This is a genomic window from Xanthomonas sp. Leaf148, from assembly GCF_001423585.1.
Lineage (GTDB): Bacteria > Pseudomonadota > Gammaproteobacteria > Xanthomonadales > Xanthomonadaceae > Xanthomonas.
Genome location: NZ_LMOP01000012.1, coordinates 231,884 through 246,051 on the forward strand (window position 1 = coordinate 231,884; position 14,168 = coordinate 246,051).

Genomic DNA, 14,168 nt, shown 5'->3' on the forward strand with positions numbered 1-14,168 from the left:
TCATTGCTTCGCATGCAGCAGGCAGCGCGTTGGTCGCGTGCTCCTGCACCCTCCCGACGCACCCGACGCACCCGCCACCCGCGTCAGGGCTCAGCGCGGCCGACGCAGGAAGCCCACCACCGCATCCACCCAGGCCGCGTGGGTGTCTTCCACATGCGCCACATGATCGGCGTGCGGCAAGGTGATCCAAGTACGGTCTTGGCTGCCCAGGCGTGCGAACAGATGCGCGTTGTCGGCTTGCGTGGCGATGGGATCGTCGACGCCGCGCAGCAGCAGCACCGGCAACGTCGTGACCTGCTCGGGCTGGAACGCGAACTGCGCCATCGCGTGCCAGTCCGTGCGCACCGGGTCGGCTGCCAGCGCCTGCGCCACGTAGGCCGCACGCACGCCTGGGGGCGCGGCGTTGGCAGTGATGAAATCCTCGCCGGCCGCCGCGGCGGTGGTGCGTGCGCGCAAGGGCTGGGCCGGTGTTGTCGCGTCGGTGGGCGGCGCATCGACATCGTCGGGAAAGCCGTACAGCACCAGCGCGGACACTGCCTGCGGGTGTTGCTGGCCGACCAGCAGCGCCACCCGCGCGCCGTTGGAATAGCCGATCAAGGCGGGCGGCGGCAGACCCGGGTATTGCCGGGCAACCCAGGCCAGCACCTGCGCGACATCGCACACCGCGCGGTCGGGCGTGTTCCATCCGCTGCGATGGCGTGCACTGCCGCCGTAGCCGCGCAGGTCCACCGCGTAGGCGGCGAGCCCGGCCTGTGCGAAGGCGGCCAGCACCGAGCGCGAATCGGCCGCTTCGCCCGGCACCTGCAGGTCGAAGTTGGGCAGCGAACTCCAGGTCCGGCCATGCACCAGCAGTACCGCGCCACGCGGCTGCACAGGCACGCGCGACCACACCGCCAGTGCCTGGCCATCGTCGGCGCGAACCTGCGCCAGCTGGGTGCCGGGCCCGGGCTGCGGCTGTGCCCCGGCAGCCAGCGAGAACAGCAACAGCAGGAGCAGGTAGACGGGTCGGAACGTCATGCGGCATCTCGTCAAGGGCGCGGTGGACTGGGCACGCTGCGTGGCATGGCAGGCAGACGCGAAAACGACGATGCGGGCCGCGTCAGGTCTCGGCAGCCTGTTCTTCCAGGATCGGTTTGGCCAGCGCAAAAGCGTGGTTGGCCGCCGGGACGCCGCAATAGATGGCCGCCTGCAGCAGCACTTCCTTGATCTGCTCGGGGGTGACGCCGTTGTTGCGCGCGGCGCGCACATGCAGCTTGAATTCTTCGTCGTGGCCCAACGCGACCATCATCGACAACGTGATCAACGAGCGGGTATGCGCAGGCAGGCCGTCGCGGGTCCAGATGGTGCCCCAGGCGTAACGGGTGATCAGGTCCTGAAACTCGGTGGTGAGCTCGGTGCGTGCGGCCAGCGAGCGCTCGACATGCGCTTCGCCCAGCACACGGCGGCGTTCGCGCAGGCCGGCTTGATAGCGTTCGTCTTCGTGCATGTGCGTCCTCGTCATACGGAAAAGATCAGTCGGCTTGCAGGAACCCCAGCACCGCGTCGTTGAACGCGGCCGGCGATTCCAGATTGCAGATATGGCGGCCCGGTACCTGGGCGTAATGTCCGTCGGGCGCGGCGTAGGCGATCTCGCGCAGGTCCGGCGGCGGGCACACCGGGTCGTCGTCGCCGGCCAGGGCCAGCAGTGGCAGGTTCAGCCCATCCAGCGCGCCGCGGAAATCGGCCTCGGCCACCGCCTGGCAGCAGGCGATGTATCCGTCCGGGGAGGTGGAGACGAAGGCGGCGGCGATCATGTCCAGGCGCTGTGCGTGGCTGATGGAAAATTCCGGGGTAAACCAGCGCTGCAGCGTGGCATCGATCAGCATCGGCAGGCCTTCGCTGCGCACCTGCTCGATGCGGGTTTCCCAGGTGGCGGTGCTGCCGATCTTCTGCGCGGTGGCGCAGACCACCAGCCGGCGCAGCCGTTGCGCGGCATGCAGCCCCAGCCACTGCCCGGTCAGCCCGCCGATCGACAGCCCGCAGAAATCGCTGCGCTCGATCTGCAAGGCATCCCATAGCGCCAGCACGTCCTGTCCCAGGTCGGCCACGCTGTAGGGACCTGGCGGAGAGTCGGAATAGCCATGGCCGCGGCGGTCGTAACGCAGGATGCGGTAATGCGGGGCGAAGGCTTCGATCTGCACGTCCCACATGTGCATGTCGGTGCCGAGCGAATTGCAGAAGGTCAGCCAGGGCCGCCCGTCGGTGCCGTCCAGACGGTAATGCAGGCGATGCGTGGGCAATTGCAGATAGGCCATCGAAGCACCGTCAACGGGAGGAAGAAGCGGCCAGTACGCGATCGATCCAGACCGAGGACATGCCGCGCCAGCTGTCGCTATCGAACACCGCGTGCAGTTGCGCGTGCGTGAGTACCGCGCTCACCTGCGCGTCCTCTGCCAAGACCTCGCGCAGATGCCGCTGCTGCGCCTGCGCACGCGCCACTGCCTGTTCGACCAGCGCGTGCGCCTGCGGCTTGCCGAGCTGCGGGGCCAGCGCGAACACCACCGCCTCGGCGTAGAGCACGCCGCCATGGCTGTCCAGGTGCTGGCGCATGCGCGTGCGGTCCAGTTCCAGCTCGGCCAGGCAGGCCTGCATCTGCGCCAGGCTGCCGGCAGTCAGGCAGACGATTTGTGGCAAGGTGTCCCATTCGGCATGCCACTGCCCGGCGGCACGCTCATGCGGCTGCGCCATCGCACTGAACAAGGTAGAAATCAGCCCGGGCACGCGGGTGGCCGCGGCCACCGCCGCCACGCTGGAAACGGGGTTGCGCTTGTGCGGCATCGCCGATGAGCCGCCCTTGCCGGCCGCCGCAGGCTCGAACGCTTCGCCGACCTCCGATTGCATCAGCAGCACCACATCGCCGCCGATCTTGCCCAGCGTGCCGGCGAGCAGGCCGAACGCGCAACCAACCTCGACGATGCGGTCGCGCGCGGTGTGCCAGGGCAACGCAGGCAAGGGCAGCGCCAAGGTGGTGGCCAGGGCCTGGGCCACGTCCAGGCCGCGCGCCTGCAATGAGGCCAAGGTGCCGGCCGCGCCACCAAACTGCAGCACCAGCGCGTCGTGCCGCAGCGCGTGCAGGCGCCGATGCGCGCGCTGCAAGGCATCCAGCCAGCCGGCCACCTTGAGCCCGAAGGTCACCGGCACGGCCTGCTGCAACAAGGTGCGACCGGGCAGACCGGTGTCGCGCTCGCGTGCGGCCAACGCGGCCAACGTGTCGCACAGACGCTGCAGGCGCGGCAGCAGCAAATCGAGCGCGGCACGCAGCTGCAACACGCTGCCGGTATCGATGACGTCCTGACTGGTGGCCCCCCAATGCACCCAGCGCGCGGCCGCAGCATCGTGCGCGGCGACGCGCGCGGTCAGCGCCTTGACCAGCGGAATGGCAGGGTTGCCAGCGAGCGCGGTGGCCTGCGCCAAGGCGGCCATGTCGTAGTGCTGCACATCGCAGGCCGCTGCGATGGACGCGGCAGCTTCGGCAGGAATGACATCGCACTGCGCCTGCGCGCGGGCAAGCGCGGATTCGAAGTGCAGCATGGCCTGCACACGCGCCGCATCGTTGAACAATGCGTCGCACGCAGGCTCGCCAAACAAGGATCCCAACAACAAAGACGTCGCACTCATGCATCGCATCTCTTGGCGTGCCGGCAGCATGGCACCGAAGCACGGGGGTGCCAACTAGACGTTAGGGCAATACGCGCAGCGCCCGCAGCGTGGTCGCAGCGGGCGAAGGTGACAGCGTGCACGCCTGGTTTGCATGCGTGCCTTGGGCACCCCGATGTGCGCTTGTGCACCCGCCTTGCTGCCGTGCGCGGCGCTGCATGCCGCCTGGCCAGGCCAGTGGCGCACGTGCAGACACAGGCCGTCGTGTGCGGCACGTGTGCCGATCTACGGATCAATACCGGAAGAACACGGTCTCCGTGTCGCCTTGCATATGGATATCCCAGGCATAGGCGCCATTGCCGGATGGCCGGGCCAGCAGGGTGGCGCGGCGCGCGGCCGGCACCAGCGCCAGGATCGGGTCGCTGCCCAGCTGCGGGTCATCGGCGAAGTACAGGCGCGTCGATGCGCCCCGCAACAGCCCGCGCATGAACACCAGCACGCTCAAATGCGCGGCCTGCGGCGTGCCCTCCGGCCCGGCGACGGCGCCCGGCTTGACCGTACTGAAGCTAAAACGCCCCTGCGCATCGGTCGGCACCCGGCCCCAGCCATCGAAGCTGGCGTCGTGCGTCTGGTAACGGCTGTCGGCGGCATGCGCATAGATACCAGCGGCATCGGCTTGCCACAGTTCCAGCACCGCGTCGGCCACCGGGACGCCGGCACCATCGAAGATGCAGCCGCTGATCTGCACGTGCGTGCCGGCCGCCTGCGCCGGTGCGAGCTGGTCGCGATACAGCGGTTCCAGCCCAAGCCGGTAATACGGGCCGACGGTTTGCGAAGGGGTTGCGTGCAGGCTCATCGATTCACTCCCAGACCGTTTGCTTGCGGCCGCGCAGCACGATGTCGAAGCGGTAGGCCAGGGCATATTCGCTGATGGCGTTTTCCCAGTCGAAACTGGACACCATGCGCTCGCGCGCCTGCGCATCGTCGACGCAGTTGTAGATGGGGTCGTGCGCCAGCAGCGGGTCGCCCGGGAAATACATCTGGGTGATCAGCCGTTGCCCGATGCCATCGCCATGCAGCGAAAAATGGATGTGCGCCGGCCGCCAGGCGTTGTAGTGATTGCGCCACGGATACGCGCCCGGCTTGATGGTCTTGAAGACGTAGCGGCCATGCTCATCGGTGAGCACCTGGCCAGTGCCGCGGAAGTTGGGGTCCAGCGGTGCGTCGTGACGATCGCCAGCATGCTGATAACGGCCGGCCGCGTTGCATTGCCACACTTCCACCACGCTGTTGCGCACCGGCTTGCCGTTTTCGTCGAGCACGTGGCCGGAAACGATGATGCGCTCGCCCAGCGGCTCGCCACTGAATCCTGCGGTGAGGTCGGCAGCATGCTCGCCCAGGGTGAGCCGATCCAAACGCGGGCCGGTGACTTCCGACAGGGTGGCCGGGATATCGATGGGCGCCTGCGTTGGGCCGCGCAAGGCGGTTGAGGCGTAGGCCGGATGCAGATAGGCCGGCTGCGTGCCCGGCCGGGTGCGGCGGTAGCCGAGCAGCGGGTGGGCAAGTATCGAATCATCGGGGGCATCGCGCATCGTGAGATCTCCCTGCGCCGCACTGCGGCATGGTCAAGCGGTGTAGGTGTGCGGTGGCGGCGCAGTGGTTGCAGTGGGCTGGCTCACAGGCGCTCGATCGCCAGTGCCACGCCCTGCCCCACTCCGACGCACATGCTGGCCAGCCCGAGCCGGCCGTTGCGGGCTTCCAGTTGCCGCAGCAAGGTGAGCGCCAGCCGCGCGCCGCTCATGCCGAGCGGATGACCGAGCGCAATGGCGCCGCCGTTGGCGTTGACATGCGCGGCATCGTCGGGGAACCCGAACGCGCGCGTGCAGGCCAACGCCTGCGCGGCGAAGGCTTCGTTGAGTTCGATCGCATCGAACTGCTCGATGCGCAAGTTCAGCCGCGCCAACAGACGCTGCGTGGCCGGCACCGGGCCCATGCCCATGTAGGCCGGCTCGACACCTGCCGACGCAAAACCCAGCACGCGCGCGCGCGGGGTCAACCGATGCGTCTGCACGGCCTGCGCGGACGCCAACAACAACGCGGCGGCACCGTCGTTGATGCCGGACGCATTGCCGGCCGTCACGCTGCCGGGCTGGCGGAACACCGGTTTGAGCTTGGCCAGCATCTCGATGGTGGTATTCGGGCGCGGGGCTTCGTCGTATGCGACGGTGACGGCATCGCCGCCCTTGCGTGCGGCCACCGGCACCGAGGTGATCTCCGCATCGAAGAAACCGGCCGCCTGCGCGGCGGCCACGCGTTGCTGGCTGCGCAGTGCGAAAGCGTCCTGATCCTCGCGCGAAATGGCATGGCGCTGCGCGACGTTCTCGGCGGTTTCGCCCATCAACTCGGTGCCGTAGGCGGCTTGCATACGCGGGTTGATGAAGCGCCAGCCCATGGTGGTGTCTTCGAGCTGCTGGGTGCGGGCAAAGGCGCTTTCGGCCTTGCCCATCACCCAGGGCGCGCGCGACATCGACTCGACACCGCCGGCGATCGCCAGGCCCAGTTCCTCGGCGCGGATGCCGCGCGCCACCGTGCCGATCGCATCCAGCCCGGAACCGCACAGGCGATTGAGCGTGCTGCCCGGCACAGAACTCGGCAGGCCCGCCAGCAACAGGCTCATACGCGCGACATTGCGATTGTCTTCGCCGGCCTGATTGGCGCAGCCCAGATACACATCGTCGATGGCGGCCGGGTCCAGCTGCGGATGACGGACCAGCAACGCGGCAATCGGCACCGCGCCCAGGTCGTCGGGGCGCACGCTGGACAGCACGCCGCCGTAACGGCCGATGGGCGTGCGGATGCCGTCGATCAGATAGACCTCGCTCATGCCTCCGCTCCCGCCGAGTGGGTGCCATGTGCGGCGTCGGTACGCGCCTGCAGCGCGCGCAATGCCTGCAGTTCCGTGGTGCTGGGCGGTGCGGTCTGGGCGAGGTCGTCGGCAAAGCGGATCGGCCAGCCAGTCGCCGCGCTGACCTGTTCGCGGCTGATCCCCGGGTGCAGCGAAGTCACGGTGAGTTCGCGGGTCACCGCATCGGGTTCCATCACGCACAGGTCGGTGACCACCACGGTGGGGCCGGCGCCGGGCAGGCCGGCACGCGTGCGCGCATCGCCGCCGTCCAGATGCCCGACCGTGGTGATGAAGTCCAGCACCGACACGAAGCTGCGTTTGGACTGCCGCATGATGATGAACACCTGCTTGGCGCTGGCCGCGATTTCCGGCGCGCCACCGGCGCCCGGCAACCGCGTCTTCGGCGCTGTGTAATCGCCGATCACGGTGGTGTTGAGGTTGGCGTGGCGATCGATCTGCGCCGCGCCCAGGAAGCCGACATCCACCCGCCCCCCCTGCAACCAGTAGCGAAAGATCTCCGGCGTGGAGACCACGGTATCGGCAGTTTCGGCCAGCTCGCCGTCGCCGATCGAGAGCGGCAGCACGTCCGGGCGTGCGCCGATCGGGCCGGATTCGTAGATCAAGGTGACATCCGGCGCATGCGTGAGCCGGGCCAGATTGGCCGCGGTGGACGGCAGACCGATGCCGACGAAACACACCGCCTCATCGGGCAGGCGGCGCGCCGCGGCCACGGTCATCATTTCATTGGTGCTGTACGCGCTCATGCGGCCTCCTGCTGCTGCGAGTGCGCATACACGCGCATGAATGCGGCGAAGTCGTCGGTGTCCAGGATATGCGTCTGGATCCACGCCTGGAAACGCGCGCGGTCGCGCGCAATCGCGTCCCAGGCCAGATAAAACCGGTTGTCGCGGGCGTAGTAGCCATGCGCGTACGACGGCGCCGCGCCGCCAGGCACATGACACACCGCATCGACCACCCAGCGCGGCAGGATGCAGGCATTGGGTGGCGCGTCGAGCGTGTCGACGATTTCTTCCACCGTCACGATCAGCTTGCGCGCGGCCAGTGCCGCCTCCTTCTGCACCCCAAGAATCCCCCACAGCAAGACGTTGCCACGTCGGTCGGCCTGCTGTGCGTGGATGACCGTGACATCGGGGTTCACCGCCGGCGTGGTGGCCAGCGTTTCGCCGGTGTACGGGCATTGCAGGAACTTGATGCTGTCGTTGACGCGCGGCAGGTCCGAACCGACATAGCCGCGCAGCACCGCGAATGGCAGGCCCGACGCACCGGCCACGTAGGCGTTGGCCATGTCGGCATGGCTATGTTCGCGAATCTGCAGCGGCTGCGGCCAGGCGTGTTCGACCGCATCGCGCAGCCGGTGCAGCGAGCCGACCCCCGGATTGCCGCCCCACGAAAACCGCAGCGCCGATGCGCAGCCGGCGCCGATCAGCTGGTCGTAGATCAGGTCCGGTGTCATGCGCACCAGACGCAGCTCGCGTTTGCGCTGGCGGATCACTTCATGGCCGGCCGCATGCGGGATCAGATGGGTGAAACCCTCCATCGCCACACAATCGCCGTCGGCGATCAGGTGGGACACCGCATCTCTCAGGGAGACGATTTCGACCATGGCACCACCCCGCGCTGAACGTGCAGCCACGGTAGAGCCGGCCGAACAGCGCGGTCAATACGATTATCGGCGATTGAATTCGATAATCGCACAATTTCCATCTGGCAATAACGCTCCGACATTGTCTCCGGTGTATACATAACTTCGCTCGCAAGCAGACGCCAGCGCTGGAATGCGCGCTAACTGGTTGCCGGCCGACGCAGTGCGTCGATTCGTATCCCAGGTTGTATACAAAAACCCCAGGAGTCACGGTCATGTCCCAGTCCAAGCCGCTGTTTCCCCTCAACGCGTGGTATGCCGTCGCCTGGGACCACGAAATCAAGCACGCCCTGACGCCGCGCAAGGTGTGCAACCTGGAAGTGGTGGTCTACCGCACCACGGCCGGCGCAGTGGTCGCCCTGGAAGACGCTTGCTGGCACCGGCTGGTGCCGCTGTCGATGGGCAAGCTGCGCGGCGACGATGTGGTGTGCGGCTATCACGGCCTGGTCTACAACACCCAGGGCCGCTGCGTGCACATGCCCTCGCAGGAGACCATCAACCCGTCCGCCTGCGTGCGCAGTTTTCCGGTGGCCGAGAAGCATCGCTACGTGTGGATCTGGCCGGGCGACCCGGCCCAGGCCGACACCGCGCTCATCCCCGACCTGCACTGGGCGCACGACCCGGCCTGGGCCGGCGATGGCCGCACCATCTACGCCAAGTGCGATTACCGGTTGGTGCTGGATAACCTGATGGACCTGACCCACGAGACCTTCGTGCACGGGTCCAGCATCGGCCAGGACGAGATCGCCGAAGCGCCGTTCGATGTTGTGCATGGCGACCGCTCGGTGGTGGTCTCGCGCTGGATGCGCAACATCGACCCGCCGCCGTTCTGGGCCAGTCAGATTGCGAAACACCTGGATTACCACGGCAAGGTCGACCGCTGGCAGATCATCCGCTTCGAAGCGCCCGGCACCATCGCGATCGATGTCGGTGTGGCCATCACCGGCACCGGCGCGCCGGAGGGCGACCGCAGCCAGGGCGTCAACGGTTATGTACTCAATACGATTACGCCGGAGACCGACACCACCTGCCACTACTTCTGGGCGTTCATGCGCAACTACGCGCTGCACGATCAGTCGTTGACCACGCTCACCCGCGCCGGCGTCACCGGTGTGTTCGGCGAGGACGAGGCGATCCTGGAAGCGCAGCAACGCGCCATCGATGCGCACCCGGATCACACCTTCTACAACCTCAACGTCGATTCCGGCGGCATGTGGGCACGGCGGGTGATCGACCGCCTGATTGCCCAGGAACAGCGCGCGCAGGATCTGTCGCTGCGCATGGTGGGCTGAGCGCAGCGCACAGGAGACCGCCATGCCACCGACCACACCGTTCCACAGCAGCGCAGCGCAGACCACGCGCGCGCTGCTCTCGCTGCGTGAGCTGATCCTCGACGGCACCCTGCCCTCTGGTGCGCGATTGTCCGAGTTGGCCGTGGTGCAACGGCTGGGCATGTCGCGTACGCCGGTACGTGCGGCACTGCAACGCCTGTGCGAAGAAGGCCTGGCCCGCGCGCTGCCGGGTGGCGGCTACGCGGTGCAGGCCTTCAGCGAGCGCGACGTGCACGACGCCATCGAACTGCGCGGCACGCTCGAAGGGCTGGCCGCACGCATGGCCGCCGAGCGCGGCGTCTCACACGCGCAGCTTGCCCAGGCGCACGCGCTGCTGGCGGAGATCGATGCCATTGTCGGCACGCCACCACAGGCCATCGACTTCGCCGCCTATGTCCAGGCCAATGCGCTGTTCCACGCCTTGCTGGTGGCGATGGCCGGCAGCGACGTGCTCGGCCGCGAACTCACCCGCGTGCTGCAGCTGCCCTTCGCCTCGCCCAATAGCCTGGTCATGGCACAGACCAGTGCTGCCGACGCGCATGTGATCCTGACCCTGGCACAGGACCAGCATCGCGAAGTGATTGCCGCCATCGAGCAGCGCCACGGCAGCCGCGCCGAAGCGCTGATGCGCGAGCACGCACGTCTGGCGCACCGCAATTTACGCCACATCCTGCAAACCCCCGCGGCCATCGCCCAGGTGCGCGGCGGCGCACTGATCGGCCGCGCCCATGCATTCAACGCCGGCAGTGCCCGGCACGCTCTTCTGCCTGGAGTTCCTTATGCGTAAAGACACCCAATGGCACCGCGCCCATGTCGTCAGCATTGCCGACGCCTGCGACGGCGTGCGCGAAATCGTGCTCGATCCGGGCACCGCAGCACGCACCTTCGAGGTGGGCAGCCACCTGGATTTTCGCGTGCAATTGCATGGCCGCAGCGATGTGCGCTCTTACTCGCTGGTGGGCGAGCCGCGTGCGGACGGGCATTACCAGATCGCGGTACGGCAGATGCCGGACAGCCGTGGTGGCTCGCGGCATATGTGGACGCTGCAGCCCGGCGATGCAGTGGAGATCTCTCCCCCGAACAACAACTTTGCGCTGGACGAACGCGGCGAAGAAATCCTGTTGATCGCCGGCGGTATCGGCATCACGCCGATCCTGGGCATGGCGCAGCGGCTGGCGCAGCGGCACCAGGCGTTCCGCCTGCTGTATGTCGGTCGCTCGCGCAGCGCGATGGCCTACGTGGACCAGTTGGAAGCGCTGCTCGGCGCGCGCCTGCAGCTCCATTGCGACGACGCTGACGGCCCGCCCGATCTTGCCGCCGAACTGGCGCGGTTGTCGCCCAATGCCGAGGTCTATGTGTGCGGGCCGTTGGGGATGCTGGAAGCGGTGCGCCAACACTGGCATGCCGGCGGTCGCCCGCGCGCGCGGTTGCATTTTGAAACCTTCGGCAATAGTGGCCGGGTGCCGGCGCAAGCGTTCGTGGTCAAGCTGCCCGGGCTCGGCCTGGAAGTGCCGGTGGCCGAAAACGAATCGATGCTCGATGCCCTGGCCGATGCCGGGGTGGAGCTGATTGCCGAATGCCGTCGTGGCGAATGCGGGTTGTGCGTGGTGGAGGTGCTCGACAGCGCTGCCGATATCGATCACCGCGATGTGTTCTTCAGCGACGAGCAACGCCGCGAAAATCGCAAACTGTGCGCCTGCGTGTCGCGTGCGGTCGGTGGCAGCATCAGCATCGATACCGGCTACCGCGGCGGGCTGGGCTGAGCGTAGCCGTCATGCTGACCGCGCCCGCCATTGCGCTGGCGCGGTGCTGCTGAACTCGCCCTGCGCCGTGCGGCGGCGCAGGGCGATCGGTCCGCTTGGCGGACCGAGGCCTGCAACCGCTGTGCTTGCATCCTCACGCGCATGCGCGATCATCTGCGCATGGAGTCAACTCACTACAGGACTGTCCCGGCGCCGGCACTGAACCCGCGCCAGGAGCAATTGGTGGCGCTGGTGCGGCAGCAGGGCTTTGCCGATGTCGAAGGCCTGGCCACGCGTTTTGAGGTCACCCCGCAAACCATTCGGCGCGATCTGACCTTGCTGTGCGATGCCGGCGTGCTGCGTCGCTACCACGGCGGCGTCAGCATGCCCTCCAGCGTGGAAAACCTGGCCTACACCGCGCGCAAGGCGCTGCAGGCACGCGAAAAGCAGCACATCGCCACGCACGTCGCGCGCTTCATTCCCGACGACGCCTCGCTGTTCATCAACCTCGGCACCACCAACGAAGAGGTCGCGCGCGCATTGCTGCAGCATCGCGGCCTGCGCGTGATCACCAACAACCTCAACGTGGCGGTGATGCTCAGCGCCAACCCCAGTTTCGAGGTGATCGTGGCCGGCGGCGTGGTGCGCGGGCGCGACCAGGGCGTGACCGGCGAGGCCACGGTGGAGCTGATCCGTCAGTTCAAGGTGGACTTCGGGGTGATCGGCATTTCCGGGATCGATCTGGACGGCACCTTGCTGGATTTCGATTACCAGGAAGTGCGGGTGGCACAGGCCATCATCGAGCACTCGCGCCAGGTGGTGCTCGCTGCCGACCACAGCAAGTTCGGCCGCAACGCCATGGTGCGGCTGGGCGCCATCGCACAGGTGCACGACTGGTTCACCGACCGACCGCCGCCGCAGGAACTGGCCAGCGTGCTGGCCGAGGCCGGCACCCGCGTGCACCTGGCGAGCGCGACCGACGCCGGCTGAGAAATTGTTCGTTTAAGTACGTTTGCGATACGCAGATGCCGTCCTGCCCCCTCAATTGATTCATTGGCTCAATGAATTTTCAGTTTTCGATGCGCCGCATAACCTGAAAACCCTTCCCCTCAAAGACACCCACGTCTTCACGCTCCGAAAAGGTTCGATGTTCGAATATGTTCGAACATGAAAACTTAGGTTCGCTCCTCAGCGCACCTGGACGGAGATACCGATGGGCGAGACGTACGATCTTCTGGTGGTAGGCGGCGGCATCAACGGGGTCGGCATCGCCCGCGATGCGGCCGGGCGCGGTCTGTCGGTGTGTCTCTGCGAGCAGGACGATCTTGCCTCGCATACCAGTAGCGCCAGCACCAAACTCATCCATGGCGGCCTACGCTATCTGGAGCAATACGAGTTCGCGCTGGTCGGCAAGGCACTGGCCGAGCGCGAAGTGCTGTTGCGCCTGGCCCCGCACATCATCTGGCCGCTGCGCTTTCTGTTGCCGCATCAGCCGCATTTGCGCCCGGCCTGGATGATCCGCGCCGGCTTGTTCCTGTACGACCATCTGGGCGGCAGCAAGCGCAGCCTGCCGCGCTCGCGCCGGCTGTCGCTGCGCACACACCCGGTTGGGCAGCCGTTGCAGGAATCGCTGCGCACCGGCTTCGTCTATTCCGATGCCTGGGTGCAGGACGCGCGCTTGGTGGTGCTCAATGCGATGGATGCCGCCAAGCGTGGTGCCAAGATCCACACCCGCACGCGCTGTGTGGGAGCGTGGCGCGATGCCGGGTTCTGGTACGCCGAGCTCGAAGACCGCGACGGCCGCCGCCGCACCGTGCAGGCGCGCGCACTGGCCAATGCGGCCGGGCCGTGGGCGGTGTCGTTCCTGGACAAGGTGGCGGCGGTGCCGCATCAGCACGCGCTGCGGCTGGTCAAGGGCAGCCATATCGTGGTGCCCAAGCTGTTCGATCACGATCACGCCTACATCTTCCAGCAACCGGACCGGCGCATCGTGTTCGCCATCCCGTACGAGCATGACTTCACCTTGATCGGCACCACCGACGTCGACTACGAGGCCGACCCCGCCGCACCCAAGATCGACGCGGCCGAGGTGCAGTACCTGTGCGATGCGGTGAACCTGTATTTCCAGCAGCAGATCAGCCCGCAGGACGTGGTGTGGAATTACAGCGGTGTGCGTCCGTTGCTGGACGATGCCGAAGACAATGCCGCCGAAGTGACCCGCGACTATCAACTGGAAGTCATCAACGACGGCGCGCCGCTGCTCAACGTGTTCGGCGGCAAGTTGACCACCTACCGCAAGCTTGCCGAAGAGGCGGTCGACCGGCTCACCCATGTGCTGGGCGTCCGCAAGCCGGCATGGACGGCGCGCGGCGACGCACTGCCGGGCGGTGAACAACGCGATATCGCCAGCCTGCTCGAACGTGTGCGCAACGCGCGCCCCTGGTTGCCTGCCGCCACTGCGCAGCGGCTGGTGCGCAATTACGGCACCTGTGCAGAGCAACTGTTGGGCGATGCGCAGAATGTGGCCGGCCTGGGCACGCACTTCGGCGCAGACCTCTATCAGGCCGAGGTGGACTACCTGCGTCAACACGAATGGGCGCAGACCGCCGACGATATCCTGTGGCGTCGCAGCAAACTCGGGCTGCGGATCGATGCAACCGGGCGTGCGCGGCTGGAAGACTATCTGCAGACGCAGGCGCCCCAACCAGCCGATGCCGCAACTGTTTGAACACACCGCGTTGCCGGCGAGGACGGGTCGTCCGGCAACGTATCCTGGCGCACTGCCTGCATCACCCTGTGGAGGGCACCCCCGATGAGCACGACCCACTCCCCCTGCGCGCCAACGCGCGCGTCGCAATCTCCTGTTCGTTGCAATGACCTGCTCGCGGGCC

Annotated in this window: 14 protein-coding genes; 5 read left to right on the plus strand and 9 right to left on the minus strand. The window is 67.2% G+C overall.

The window, feature by feature from the left end:
- Positions 1–90: 90 nt before the first annotated feature.
- From ASF90_RS18060 to ASF90_RS18100, 9 genes are all read right to left on the minus strand, one after another.
- Complete coding sequence (locus tag ASF90_RS18060; RefSeq protein ID WP_055853375.1) at positions 91–1,017, minus strand: alpha/beta fold hydrolase; 927 nt, start codon at positions 1,015–1,017, stop codon at positions 91–93.
- Positions 1,018–1,099: 82 nt separating this feature from the next.
- A complete protein-coding gene (pcaC, locus tag ASF90_RS18065; RefSeq protein ID WP_055853377.1) occupies positions 1,100–1,486 on the minus strand; it encodes a 4-carboxymuconolactone decarboxylase in 387 nt (128 codons plus the stop codon).
- Positions 1,487–1,511: 25 nt separating this feature from the next.
- Positions 1,512–2,294: a 3-oxoadipate enol-lactonase gene (gene pcaD / locus ASF90_RS18070; RefSeq protein WP_055853379.1), complete on the minus strand. Its 783-nt coding sequence runs from the start codon at positions 2,292–2,294 to the stop codon at positions 1,512–1,514.
- A 10-nt stretch (positions 2,295–2,304) separates the two neighbouring features.
- Complete coding sequence (locus ASF90_RS18075; protein WP_055853947.1) at positions 2,305–3,657, minus strand: 3-carboxy-cis,cis-muconate cycloisomerase; 1,353 nt, start codon at positions 3,655–3,657, stop codon at positions 2,305–2,307.
- A 271-nt stretch (positions 3,658–3,928) separates the two neighbouring features.
- Positions 3,929–4,492 carry a protocatechuate 3,4-dioxygenase subunit alpha gene (gene pcaG / locus ASF90_RS18080; protein ID WP_055853381.1) on the minus strand — a complete coding sequence of 188 codons (564 nt, stop codon included), beginning with the start codon at positions 4,490–4,492 and terminating at the stop codon, positions 3,929–3,931.
- 4 nt (positions 4,493–4,496) lie between these two features.
- Entirely contained in the window at positions 4,497–5,228 is a 732-nt protein-coding gene (pcaH, locus tag ASF90_RS18085; RefSeq protein ID WP_055853383.1) for a protocatechuate 3,4-dioxygenase subunit beta, read from the minus strand.
- Positions 5,229–5,311: 83 nt separating this feature from the next.
- The gene (pcaF, locus tag ASF90_RS18090) at positions 5,312–6,520 is read right to left on the minus strand and encodes a 3-oxoadipyl-CoA thiolase (RefSeq protein WP_055853386.1); all 1,209 of its coding nucleotides are present in this window, start codon (positions 6,518–6,520) and stop codon (positions 5,312–5,314) included.
- Positions 6,517–7,305 carry a CoA-transferase subunit beta gene (locus ASF90_RS18095; protein ID WP_055853388.1) on the minus strand — a complete coding sequence of 263 codons (789 nt, stop codon included), beginning with the start codon at positions 7,303–7,305 and terminating at the stop codon, positions 6,517–6,519. Before ASF90_RS18095 ends, pcaF begins: the two co-directional genes overlap by 4 nt.
- Positions 7,302–8,165 carry a CoA-transferase gene (locus ASF90_RS18100; RefSeq protein ID WP_055853389.1) on the minus strand — a complete coding sequence of 288 codons (864 nt, stop codon included), beginning with the start codon at positions 8,163–8,165 and terminating at the stop codon, positions 7,302–7,304. Before ASF90_RS18100 ends, ASF90_RS18095 begins: the two co-directional genes overlap by 4 nt.
- A gap of 254 nt (positions 8,166–8,419) precedes the next feature.
- Here ASF90_RS18100 and ASF90_RS18105 point away from each other — a divergent pair, with 254 nt between their 5' ends.
- The 5 genes from ASF90_RS18105 to glpD all read left to right on the plus strand — a co-directional run bounded on the left by ASF90_RS18105 (position 8,420) and on the right by glpD (position 14,005).
- Positions 8,420–9,496: an aromatic ring-hydroxylating dioxygenase subunit alpha gene (locus tag ASF90_RS18105; RefSeq protein WP_055853391.1), complete on the plus strand. Its 1,077-nt coding sequence runs from the start codon at positions 8,420–8,422 to the stop codon at positions 9,494–9,496.
- Between the two features lie 22 nt (positions 9,497–9,518).
- The gene (locus tag ASF90_RS18110) at positions 9,519–10,322 is read left to right on the plus strand and encodes a GntR family transcriptional regulator (RefSeq protein ID WP_055853392.1); all 804 of its coding nucleotides are present in this window, start codon (positions 9,519–9,521) and stop codon (positions 10,320–10,322) included.
- Positions 10,315–11,298, plus strand: coding sequence for a PDR/VanB family oxidoreductase (locus ASF90_RS18115; protein ID WP_055853394.1), 984 nt, complete (start codon positions 10,315–10,317; stop codon positions 11,296–11,298). The genes ASF90_RS18110 and ASF90_RS18115 overlap by 8 nt, the downstream gene beginning before the upstream one ends.
- A 141-nt stretch (positions 11,299–11,439) precedes the next feature.
- Positions 11,440–12,267, plus strand: a complete 828-nt coding sequence (locus tag ASF90_RS18120; RefSeq protein WP_055853396.1) for a DeoR family transcriptional regulator — start codon at positions 11,440–11,442, stop codon at positions 12,265–12,267.
- Between the two features lie 223 nt (positions 12,268–12,490).
- The gene (gene glpD, locus ASF90_RS18125; RefSeq protein ID WP_055853397.1) at positions 12,491–14,005 is read left to right on the plus strand and encodes a glycerol-3-phosphate dehydrogenase; all 1,515 of its coding nucleotides are present in this window, start codon (positions 12,491–12,493) and stop codon (positions 14,003–14,005) included.
- The last annotated feature ends 163 nt before the right edge of the window (positions 14,006–14,168 follow it).

Excerpts from the sequence above, each read along its gene's own strand:
- glpD (WP_055853397.1), top strand. The coding sequence starts at position 12,491 with ATGGGCGAGACGTACGATCTTCTGGTGGTAGGCGGCGGCATCAACGGG.
- ASF90_RS18105 (WP_055853391.1), top strand. The coding sequence starts at position 8,420 with ATGTCCCAGTCCAAGCCGCTGTTTCCCCTCAACGCGTGGTATGCCGTC.
- ASF90_RS18100 (WP_055853389.1), bottom strand. The coding sequence starts at position 8,165 with ATGGTCGAAATCGTCTCCCTGAGAGATGCGGTGTCCCACCTGATCGCC.
- ASF90_RS18120 (WP_055853396.1), top strand. The coding sequence starts at position 11,440 with ATGCGCGATCATCTGCGCATGGAGTCAACTCACTACAGGACTGTCCCG.
- pcaG (WP_055853381.1), bottom strand. The coding sequence starts at position 4,492 with ATGAGCCTGCACGCAACCCCTTCGCAAACCGTCGGCCCGTATTACCGG.
- ASF90_RS18115 (WP_055853394.1), top strand. The coding sequence starts at position 10,315 with ATGCGTAAAGACACCCAATGGCACCGCGCCCATGTCGTCAGCATTGCC.
- pcaH (WP_055853383.1), bottom strand. The coding sequence starts at position 5,228 with ATGCGCGATGCCCCCGATGATTCGATACTTGCCCACCCGCTGCTCGGC.
- pcaC (WP_055853377.1), bottom strand. The coding sequence starts at position 1,486 with ATGCACGAAGACGAACGCTATCAAGCCGGCCTGCGCGAACGCCGCCGT.
- pcaD (WP_055853379.1), bottom strand. The coding sequence starts at position 2,294 with ATGGCCTATCTGCAATTGCCCACGCATCGCCTGCATTACCGTCTGGAC.
- pcaF (WP_055853386.1), bottom strand. The coding sequence starts at position 6,520 with ATGAGCGAGGTCTATCTGATCGACGGCATCCGCACGCCCATCGGCCGT.
- ASF90_RS18095 (WP_055853388.1), bottom strand. The coding sequence starts at position 7,305 with ATGAGCGCGTACAGCACCAATGAAATGATGACCGTGGCCGCGGCGCGC.
- ASF90_RS18110 (WP_055853392.1), top strand. The coding sequence starts at position 9,519 with ATGCCACCGACCACACCGTTCCACAGCAGCGCAGCGCAGACCACGCGC.
- ASF90_RS18060 (WP_055853375.1), bottom strand. The coding sequence starts at position 1,017 with ATGACGTTCCGACCCGTCTACCTGCTCCTGCTGTTGCTGTTCTCGCTG.
- ASF90_RS18075 (WP_055853947.1), bottom strand. The coding sequence starts at position 3,657 with ATGAGTGCGACGTCTTTGTTGTTGGGATCCTTGTTTGGCGAGCCTGCG.